9 protein-coding genes are annotated in these 9,617 nt (G+C 72.9%); 2 read left to right on the top strand and 7 right to left on the bottom strand.

From position 1 onward, the window contains the following. Window positions 1–85: 85 nt before the first annotated feature. Window positions 86–1,072, bottom strand: coding sequence for a stage II sporulation protein M (locus C1I95_RS28320; RefSeq protein WP_111218356.1), 987 nt, complete (start codon window positions 1,070–1,072; stop codon window positions 86–88). Window positions 1,073–1,113: 41 nt separating this feature from the next. Between C1I95_RS28320 and C1I95_RS28315 the strand changes: the two genes are divergently transcribed. Together C1I95_RS28315 and C1I95_RS35965 are read left to right on the top strand one after the other, a co-directional pair. After that, window positions 1,114–2,274 (top strand): RDD family protein, encoded by a 1,161-nt coding sequence (locus C1I95_RS28315; RefSeq protein ID WP_233513940.1) that lies wholly within the window; start codon window positions 1,114–1,116, stop codon window positions 2,272–2,274. Further along, window positions 2,274–2,432: a hypothetical protein gene (locus tag C1I95_RS35965; RefSeq protein WP_199523946.1), complete on the top strand. Its 159-nt coding sequence runs from the start codon at window positions 2,274–2,276 to the stop codon at window positions 2,430–2,432. The genes C1I95_RS28315 and C1I95_RS35965 overlap by 1 nt, the downstream gene beginning before the upstream one ends. Window positions 2,433–2,546: 114 nt before the next feature. On the opposite strand, the gene ahcY is transcribed toward C1I95_RS35965, so the two are convergent. The 6 genes from ahcY to C1I95_RS28280 all read right to left on the bottom strand — a co-directional run bounded on the left by ahcY (window position 2,547) and on the right by C1I95_RS28280 (window position 9,392). Then, window positions 2,547–4,046 (bottom strand): adenosylhomocysteinase, encoded by a 1,500-nt coding sequence (gene ahcY, locus C1I95_RS28305; protein WP_111218352.1) that lies wholly within the window; start codon window positions 4,044–4,046, stop codon window positions 2,547–2,549. Window positions 4,047–4,351: 305 nt separating this feature from the next. Continuing rightward, window positions 4,352–5,515 carry a mannose-6-phosphate isomerase, class I gene (manA, locus tag C1I95_RS28300; RefSeq protein ID WP_111218350.1) on the bottom strand — a complete coding sequence of 388 codons (1,164 nt, stop codon included), beginning with the start codon at window positions 5,513–5,515 and terminating at the stop codon, window positions 4,352–4,354. Window positions 5,516–5,518: 3 nt separating this feature from the next. Continuing rightward, on the bottom strand, window positions 5,519–6,472 hold the full coding sequence (locus C1I95_RS28295; RefSeq protein ID WP_111218348.1) for a cation diffusion facilitator family transporter: 954 nt from the start codon (window positions 6,470–6,472) through the stop codon (window positions 5,519–5,521). A gap of 102 nt (window positions 6,473–6,574) precedes the next feature. Beyond that, the gene (locus tag C1I95_RS28290; protein ID WP_111218346.1) at window positions 6,575–7,771 is read right to left on the bottom strand and encodes an SIS domain-containing protein; all 1,197 of its coding nucleotides are present in this window, start codon (window positions 7,769–7,771) and stop codon (window positions 6,575–6,577) included. Continuing rightward, window positions 7,768–7,950, bottom strand: a complete 183-nt coding sequence (locus tag C1I95_RS28285) for a Trm112 family protein (protein ID WP_111218344.1) — start codon at window positions 7,948–7,950, stop codon at window positions 7,768–7,770. The genes C1I95_RS28290 and C1I95_RS28285 overlap by 4 nt, the downstream gene beginning before the upstream one ends. 62 nt (window positions 7,951–8,012) lie before the next feature. Next, the gene (locus C1I95_RS28280; protein ID WP_111218358.1) at window positions 8,013–9,392 is read right to left on the bottom strand and encodes a phosphomannomutase/phosphoglucomutase; all 1,380 of its coding nucleotides are present in this window, start codon (window positions 9,390–9,392) and stop codon (window positions 8,013–8,015) included. Between the last annotated feature and the right edge of the window lie 225 nt (window positions 9,393–9,617).

The raw sequence follows: 9,617 nt of genomic DNA, 5'->3' as shown, positions 1-9,617 counted from the left end.
CGCCTGGCCCCCACCCTCGCCGACACCTACCTCCAGCTCAAATCCACCGGCCAACTCTGACCACCCGGCCGGATTGACCATGGAGCTAGCGGGCGGGTCGAGGATCGGAATCCCCATGCTCAGCTGAGCTGGGACTGGTGGTGGCGCGGGAGCCGAGGAGAAGGACGTAGGCCAGGAAGGCCAGCCAGGCGGTGGCGCCGATGGCGATGCGCAGCGCCACCGGCAACGGGGCGGGGGTGACGAACGCCTCGATCACCGCGGAGACCGCGAACACAACGACCAGGCCGACGGCGACCAGGATGCCGTCGCGTCCCGCCCGGGCCACCGCCTGCCCCCGGGTCAGCTGCTCCGGCGGCGCGATCCACGCCCACCCCGTACGCAGCCCCACTCCGGCGGCCACGAACACGCCGGTCAGCTCCAGCAGCCCGTGCGGGGTGATCAGGCCGAAGAAGACGTCCCCTCGGCCGTAGGAGACCATCACCCCGCCGACCACACCGATGTTCACCACGTTCTGCCACAGCAGGTAGCCGACCGGGACGATCAGCACCCCCGCCGCCAGGCACTGGGCCGCCAGCCAGGCGTTGTGCGTCCACAGGTGGAAGGCGAACGTCGGCGCGGAGAACTCGGTGTAGTAGCCGGCGAAGCCGGACTCGACCAGGTGGGCGGCCTCCGCGTCGCCGATGAACGCCGCCGCCGTCTCCGGGTTGTCGGCGACGAACCAGATCAGGGTGAAGGTGAGCAGGGTGAAGGCAGTCGCCACCGCACACCACCACGGCGCCGCCCGCCAGACCGCCCCGGGAAAGCCGACCAGCAGGAACCGGTGCACCGCCGCCCAGGACGGGCGGGGTCGGCCGGTGAGCCGGGCGCGGGCCCGGAGCACCACCTGGGACAACTCGCCCACCAGGGCCGGATCGGGTGAGCGGCTGCGCAGCACGGACAGCTGGGTGGTGGCCCGCTGGTAGAGCGCGACCAGTTCGTCGACCTCGGCCGCGTCGAGCCGTCGGCGGTCACAGAGCTGGCCCAGCCGGCGCCATTCCCCGCCGTGCTCGGCGACGTACGCGTCGAGATCCACCAGCCACCCCCGTCCGCGCGATCATAGTGTTCACTGTCCGGGTGAGCACCTCACCGCGACCGTGGACGGCCCCGGCCTGGGGCGACGCCGGCCTGGTCAGCGGAGAGGCGGTGGAGCTGGACGTGCGGGCCGCCCGGATCGGCTCGCGGGTGCTCGCGCTGCTGCTCGACGTCCTGGTCCAACTGGTGCTCGGCCTGCTGCTCGCCGCGCTGGCCGGGCTGATCCTGGCCATCCTGCCGTACGGCGTGATCGACGTGCCGACGGAGCGGGCGCTGCTCACCGTCGGGGTCGTGCTGCTGCTGGTCGGCTACCCGGTGTTCTTCGAACGGTTCAACCACGGCCGGACGCCGGGCAAAGCGGCGGTCGGGCTACGGGTGGTCAGCGTCGACGGTGCCCCGGTCGGGCTGCGGCAGTCGCTGACCCGGGCGCTGGTCGGGGTCGCCGTGGAGTGGCCGGGGTTGGTGCTGCCGCTGGTGTCCTGGGTGGCCGGGGTGACGGTGATGCTGACCGACGCCCGCGGCCGGCGACTGGGTGACCTGGTGGCGGGCACCCTGGTCGTACACACCCGGGCTGCGGCGAGGTGGCGCCCGGTGCCGGCCACGGTGCCGGTGCTGTTCGGTTGGGCGTACACCCTGGATCTGAGCCGGCTGGACGCGGGCCTGGCGCTCGCCACCCGGCAGTATCTGGCCCGGTCCCACCAGTTCGCCGAGCCGACCCGCCGCGACCTGGCCCGGCGGCTGTGGCGGGAGGTCGCCGCGGTGACCGCCCCACCGCCGCCGCCGGGGCTGCCGGAGCCGGTCTACCTGGCCGCCGTCCTCGGCGAGCGGCACCGGCGGGCCCGCCACCAGCTCGCCGGCGAGCGCGCGCTCGCCGCCGCAATCTGGCCCCAGCTCGGCTTCGCGCCGGCCGCGAGCCGATCGGACGAACCGGTGACCGCTCCGCCGGCGCCGGTCACCGAACCTCGACCGCAGACACCGGCCGCCAGCGCCGGGCCTCGACCGCCCGTCCCAGCCGCCGGGCCTCGACCGCCGGCCGTTGGCTTCGGGCCTTGGCCGGCCACGCCGACGCAGGCTGGGTTGGCCGGGGTACGGCCGCCGGTGCCGGCGCAGGCCGGTCCAGGGGTACGACCGCCGGCTCCGCCGGCAACCGATACGGAACCGGCGCCGGTGGTCGGCGTCGAGCGGACACCGGGGAGGCCGTGATGAGGGGTTTCGGGCCGTGGCTGGCCGTGCTCGCGGTGGTGCTGCTGCTCAGCGCGCTGCGGCTGCGCGCTCTGGCGGCGGTGGTGTCGCTGGCCTGGCTGGCCTGGTGCATCTGGACCTGGATCCGCCCCACCCGCCGCCACGATCACCCCCGCTGACCGTCACCAGCGGCGCACCCCGCACCAGTTCACTCGCCGCGAGACTGCCGTCGCCGGCGGGCGGAAACGGCGAACCGGGCCGACCCCGAGGTCGGCCCGGTTCGGCGGGGTCGCTCAGTAGCGGTAGTGGTCCGGCTTGAACGGGCCCTCCGTGGTGACACCGAGGTACGCCGCCTGCTCCGAGGTCAGCGTGGTCAGCTTGGCGCCGAGCGCGCCCAGGTGCAGCCGGGCGACCTTCTCGTCCAGGTGCTTGGGCAGCACGTACACGCCGACCGGGTACTCGTCGGTCTTGGTGTACAGCTCGATCTGGGCGATCGTCTGGTTGGCGAACGAGTTCGACATCACGAAGCTCGGGTGGCCGGTGGCGTTGCCCAGGTTCAGCAGGCGGCCCTCGGAGAGCACGATGATGGCGTGGCCGTCGTCGAACTTCCAGAGGTCGACCTGCGGCTTGATGTTCTCCCGGGTGACGTCCGAGCGCTTGGCCAGGCCGGCCATGTCGATCTCGTTGTCGAAGTGGCCGATGTTGCCGACGATGGCCTGGTGCTTCATCCGGGCCATGTGCTCGTTGGTGATGACGTCGAAGCAGCCGGTGGCGGTGATGAAGATGTCCGCCTGCTCGACCACGTCTTCCAGCGTGGCGACCTGGTAGCCGTCCATCGCCGCCTGGAGCGCGCAGATCGGGTCGACCTCGGTCACCACGACCCGGGCGCCCTGGCCGCGCAGCGACTCGGCGCAACCCTTGCCCACGTCGCCGTAGCCGAGCACGACGGCCATCTTGCCGCCGATCAGCACGTCGGTGGCCCGGTTGATGCCGTCGATCAGCGAGTGGCGGCAGCCGTACTTGTTGTCGAACTTGCTCTTGGTCACCGAGTCGTTGACGTTGATGGCCGGGAAGAGCAGGGTGCCGGCGCGGTGCATCTCGTAGAGGCGGTGCACACCGGTGGTGGTCTCCTCGGTGACGCCCTTGATGCCGGCGGCGATCCGGGTCCACCGCTGGCCGTCCTCGGCGAGCGAGCGGTGCAGCACGCCGAGGATGACCGCGTACTCCTCGGAGTCGGCGGACTCGACCGGCGGCACCGCGCCGGCCTTCTCGAACTCGGCGCCCTTGTGGACGAGCAGGGTGGCGTCGCCACCGTCGTCCAGGATCATGTTGGGGCCCTGCCCGTCGGGCCAGTCGAGCACCTGCTCGGTGCACCACCAGTACTCTTCGAGCGTCTCGCCCTTCCAGGCGAAGACCGGGACGCCGGACGGGGCGTCGGGAGTGCCGTCCGGGCCCACGACGATCGCGGCGGCGGCGTGGTCCTGGGTGGAGAAGATGTTGCAGGACGCCCAGCGGACCTGCGCGCCGAGCGCGACCAGGGTCTCGATCAGGACGGCGGTCTGGATCGTCATGTGCAGTGAACCGGTGACCCGCGCGCCCGCGAGCGGCTGCGCGTCGGCGAACTCGCGGCGGATCGCCATCAGGCCGGGCATCTCGTGCTCGGCGAGGCGGATCTCCTTGCGCCCGAACTCGGCGAGCGACAGATCCGCCACCTTGTAGTCGCCCTCGGCGAGGGTGCGCGGCCGGGCCTCGGACGACGTGCCGCTGGCGGACGCCGGGAGAGTGCTGGTCATAAAAGCTCCTGTCGGACGATGATGCTGCGCAACCACCCACCTTACGCGCGCTCGCCGACAGCGGATGGAGTGGTTGCGGACAGCGCACGGGGCGGTCGGTCGTGGACGTGTGCCGCCCACCTCCGCCCGCCCCGTGCATCCCCCCGGTTTGGTTCCCCCGCGCGTTCTCGGACCGTCGTCGCGATAACGCTGCGCACCCATAGAGTCACACTCGGCCAGAGGTGAGTCAAGCTATTCCGGGAAAGTCGGACTTGCGAGTCGAGGCGCGTGGCCGCTGGACCGTCAAAGCTCCCCGCGCGGTCGACTCAGACCAGGCCGGTCGAAGCGACGTACGCCGCACCCGCACCCGTCACGGTCAGTGACCCGGCATCGGCCGTGCCCACCGCGGCGCGCCCGCAGCCGAGCAGCACCGGCGCGACACCGTCAGTCACGGTGACCTGGCCGGACGTGCACAGCACCACCCGCGGCCCGGGCACCGACACCGTCACCTCGGGCCGCCTGCCGTCCACCGTCACCCGGTGCAGCGCGAAATCCTCCACCGGCACCGGCCAGGTGACCACCCCGTCGGCGACCGGTCGGGGCGACACCACCGGCTGCTCCAGCACCTCGAAGCGGAGCACCCGAAGCAGTTCGGCCACGTCGACGTGTTTGGCGGTGAGCCCGCCCCGCAACACGTTGTCGCTGGCCGCCATCACCTCCACGCCGGTACCGCGCAGGTACGCGTGCAGGTTCCCGGCCGGCATCCAGATCGCCTCGCCCGGGGCCAACCGCACCTGGTTGAGCAGCAGCGCCACCAGCACCCCGGGATCGGCCGGATAATCCCGGGCCAGCAACGCGACCAGGTCCGCGTCCGGCCCGGCGACCGCCGCCGCCCGTACCGCCGCCACCAGCCCGGCCCGCTCCGCCGCCGGCCAGGCCAGCAGCAGACGTACGGCCTCGGCCAGCCCCGCCGGCCCGGCACCCAACGCGTCGAGCACCGGCCGCAGCTCCGGTACGCCCAACCCGGCGAGCACCGCCGCCGAGATGGCCGGATCCCGGAACCCGCACAGCGCCTCCATCGGCCCGAGCGCCACCAGTAGCTCGGGCTTGTGGAACGGGTCGACGTAGTTGCGGTGCCCGCCGGCGCGGGCGTTCTCCGCGGCGTACCCGATCCGGGCCTGGTCGGCGTCCGGGTGGGCCTGCAAGCTCAGCGGCGCCTCCGCGGCCAGCACCTTGAGCAGGAACGGCAGCCGCGGTCCGAACCGGTCGAGCACCGGTCGACCGAGCCAGTCACCCGGGGCGGCGGCGAGCAGGTCGGTCAACGCGACCCGGGCACCGTCGCGCTCGACAGCGGCCGGTGCGCCCGGATGCGCCCCCAGCCACAGCTCGGCCTCCGGCCCGTCGCTCGGCACCGACCGCCCCTGAAGCTCGGCGATCGCCGACCGGGATCCCCAGGCGTAGTCCTTGATCAGCCCATACAGCCGTTCCACCGGTCAGCTCCCGGGCTGCCCGGCCGTCTCCGACGGGCCGGCCTGGGCCTGGTAGATGTCCGGCTCCACGTAGATGACCCGGGCCACCGGCACCGCGGCGCGGATCCGCTCCTCCACCGCGTCGATGCCCCGCGCCACCTCCTCGGCGGTCTCGCAGCGCGCCACCGCGACCTTCACGGCCACCAGCAGCTCCTCCGGGCCGAGGTAGAGCGTCTTCATGTGGATGATCCCCTCGACCTCGGGCCCGCCGGTGACCGCCCGCTCGATGGCCGCGACCTCCGCCGGCTCGGCCCCCTCCCCGAGCAGCAGGCTCTTGGTCTCCACGGCGAGCACGATCGCGATGGTCACCAGCAGCAGACCGATCATCGCGGTGCCCGCCGCGTCCCACCGGCCGTCGCCGGTGATCAGGGTCATTCCCACGCCGATCAGGGCGAAGACCAGGCCGACCAGCGCACCGAAGTCCTCCAGCAGCACCACCGGCAGCTCCGGCGCCTTGGACCGCCGGATGAACCGGGACCAGGACTCGCGGCCCCGGATCAGGTTGGACTCCTTGATGGCCGTACGGAAGGACAACGACTCCAGCACGATCGCCACCAGCAGCACCGTCACCGGCACCCACTGCCAGTTGGTGATGCCGTGCGGCTCGGACCACTTGTGCCACGCCTCGTAGAGCGCGAACAGCCCACCGACGCTGAACAGCACGATCGCGACGATGAACGCGTAGACGTAGCGCTCCCGGCCGTAGCCGAAGGGGTGTTGCGCGGTGGCTGCCCGCCTGGCCCGCTTGCCACCGAGCAGCAGCAGCGCCTGGTTGCCCGAGTCGGCCACCGAGTGGATCGACTCGGCCAGCATCGACGACGAACTCGTCAGCAGGTACGCGACGAACTTCGTCACGGCGATGCCGAGGTTGGCCAGCAGCGCGGCGATGACCGCCCGGGTGCCACCCTGGGCGCTCACGCCGCCACCTCGCTCCGCTCGGCGTCGGCCTGAGCGTTTTCCGCGCTGCGTTGATGATTCGCTCGCTGCCGCTCGCTCATGCCGCTGCTCCGCCGCGCTCGCTCACGGGTTGGACAGCTCCTTCATCTCGGTGATCGCCGGCACCGCCATCGGGTCCAGGCCGTGCGCCAGCGCCAGGTAGATCGACGCGAAGTCGGGCACCGCGACCAGGGAGGCCAGTCGTTCCAGCGCCGAACCACCTTCGGCGGTGACCACGTCGCACCGTACGCCGCGCCGCTCGGCGAGGGTCTGCACCGCCTCCGCGCGGCGCTCCTCGACCGCGAGGGGCTCGTCGGTGTCGTCCTCGGCGTTCAGTCCGCCGTCGCGCAGCAGCACCAGCCGCAGCCGGGTGTCCTCGCCGGTTGGAACGTCCGGATCGGCGAAGATGTCCCGTTCCCCCTCGGCGAGGCCGCCGAAGACGCCGTCGAGCAGGCCGACCCGCCCCCGGCCCGCCTCACCTAGCGCTCCGGTGACCACCGGGTACCGGGCGTTGGCCGACAGCGTGTCGCCGAACCGGCGGGCGGCGACCGCAGCGAGCGGGGACGAGCCCCACACGATCGGGATCGACCCGGCCAGGCCGAGCGCGAGGGACTTCGCCGGGTTGACGAAGGACTCCGCCGTCGGGCGGCAACGGTCGGCGTCGGCGTCCAGTCGGGCCGCCGTCTCCGCCAGGTCCGCCTCGTTGACCTTCACCAGGCCGAACGCCCGGGCGGCGAGCAGGACCGGCACGGTGAGCGCCCAGAGACTGGCCCGGGCCGGGGCCCGCCGGGGCACCGGGATGAACGGGGCGCGGGCCCGCTCGGCCACCGACTGGAGTTGCGAGTCCGGCGGTGCCACCACGACCAGCCGGGCACCGCGCCGGTGGGCGGCCTCGGCGGCGCCCAGCGCCTCGGGGCTGCGACCGGACGCGCTGATCGCGATCACCACGTCGGCCGCGCCGACCCAGCCGGGTACCCCCGCGCTGCGGTGCGGGATGACCGGCACCGGGCAACGCGGCCCGGCGACCGTGGCCAGCACGTCACCGGTACGCCCGGCGGTGCCGATGCCGGCGATGACGACCGCCCGGGGGCGCCCCTCGCCGCCAAGTACGGACAGGTTGGCCTCGGCGGCCAACGCGGCCGACTCACGAACCTGCGCGCCGCCCGAGGCGGTGTGCCGGAGCATGCCGCCCGGGTCCCGCTCGGCCAACGCCTCCGGGTCGTCGAGCAGCCGGTCGTCGGCGTGGCGGTGGCCGCTGACGCCGGCCGTTCCGTCGATCACGACCGCTCCGCGGGGCCGCGCGCCTCGTCCAGCAGCAGCACCGGTACGTCGTCGCGGACCTCGAAGATCCGGCCGCACTCGGTGCAGGTCAGCGTCTGGGCCTGCGCGTCGTAGTCGAGCGGGGCATGGTGTGTGTCCGGGCAGGCGAGGATGTCCAGCAACTGCGGGTCGAGGGCCACTGCGCGGCTCCTTCCACGTATGCGGCTTCACCGATCGACGGTGCCGACCGGCGCGAGCGATCTTATCGGCGAACCCGGTCGAGCACGTCGTCGCGCAGCGAGGTCATCCGCTCCGCGGTGGCTGCCTCGACGTTGAGCCGCAGCAGCGGCTCGGTGTTCGAGGCACGCAGGTTGAACCACGCCCCGTCGGGGAAGCGCAGGGTGAGCCCGTCCAGCTCGTCGGCCTCGGCGTCCGGGTACGCGGCACGCACCTCGGCCACCTTGGCCGCCTGGTCCGCCACCGTGGAGTTGATCTCACCCGAGGCGACGTACCGCTCGTACTCGGCGGCCAGCGTGGACAGCGGCAGCGACTGCTCGCCGAGCGCCGCCAGGGTGTGCATCGCGGCCAGCATCCCGGTGTCGGCGAACCAGAAGTCCCGGAAGTAGTAGTGCGCGGAGTGCTCGCCACCGAAGACCGCGTTGGTGCGGGCCATCTCGGCCTTGATGAACGAGTGGCCGACCCGGGCCACCACCGGCTCGCCGCCGTGCTCCCGGATGATCTCCGGCACCGCCTTGGAGGTGATCGGGTTGTGGATGACCGTCGAACCGGGGTACTTGGCCAACTCCCGGGCCGCGACCAGGGCGGTGATCGCCGACGGCGAGACCGGCTCGCCACGCTCGTCGATCACGAAGCAGCGGTCGGCGTCGCCGTCGAACGCCAGCCCGAGGTCCGCACCGTGCGCCACCACCGCGCGCTGCAGGTCGACCAGGTTGGCCGGATCCAGCGGGTTGGCCTCGTGGTTCGGGAAGGTGCCGTCGAGCTCGAAGTACAGCGGCACGATCCGCAGCGGCAGCGCCGGCAGGGCGGCGTCGCCGAGCACGCTGGGTACGGTGTGCCCGCCCATGCCGTTGCCCGCGTCGACCACCACAGTCAACGGCCGGATGCCGGACAGGTCCACCAGCGTGCGCAGGTGTGCCGCGTAGTCGGCGAGCAGGTCCCGCCGCTCGGTCGGCGCGGTCGGCTCGCCGAGCGACTCGTCCTTGTCGAGCAGGGCCTGTGCCCGGTCGCGGATCTCGGCCAGCCCGCTGTCCTGCCCGACGGGGCGGGCGCCGGCGTGGCACATCTTGATGCCGTTGTACTGCGCCGGGTTGTGACTGGCGGTGAACATCGCCCCGGGCAGCCCGAGCGCACCGGAGGCGTAGTAGACCATGTCCGTCGAGGCGAGCCCGATCTCGATGACCGGGCGCCCCTCGGCGCGTACACCGGTGGCGAAGGCGGCGGCCAGGCCCGGCCCGGAGGCCCGCATGTCGTGCCCGATCAGCACGGCCTTCTCCGGCTCGCCGGTGGCGTCGAGCAGCTGGGCGAAGGCGGTGCCCAGGGCCCCAGCGACGCGCTCGTCCCACTGGTCCGGCACCGTCCCACGGACGTCGTACGCCTTCACGATCCGGGACAGATCAGACACCGGTTCCACTCCTCGACTGCAGGTCGTCAACGAACCTGAGCGTATCGGAGGGGCGGGCCCTGCCCCGGCTCAGCCGGAGAGCCCGCGCCCCTGCCCCTGGTCATCGCCCTCCTGGGTGGCCGGCGGTGGGTCCTGCTCGGCCGGTCGCGCACCGTACAGGCCACCGGACTGGCGGGGGGCGGGTGCGCCGCCGTAGACCCGCGGCGTGCCGGGCCGGCCCGTCCC

Source organism: Micromonospora craterilacus, assembly GCF_003236315.1.
Classification (GTDB): domain Bacteria; phylum Actinomycetota; class Actinomycetes; order Mycobacteriales; family Micromonosporaceae; genus Micromonospora; species Micromonospora craterilacus.
Note: the sequence above shows the minus strand (reverse complement) of the source record. Positions and strands in the feature narration are given on the sequence as shown.

Excerpts from the sequence above, each read along its gene's own strand:
- C1I95_RS35965 (WP_199523946.1), top strand. The coding sequence starts at position 2,274 with ATGAGGGGTTTCGGGCCGTGGCTGGCCGTGCTCGCGGTGGTGCTGCTG.
- ahcY (WP_111218352.1), bottom strand. The coding sequence starts at position 4,046 with ATGACCAGCACTCTCCCGGCGTCCGCCAGCGGCACGTCGTCCGAGGCC.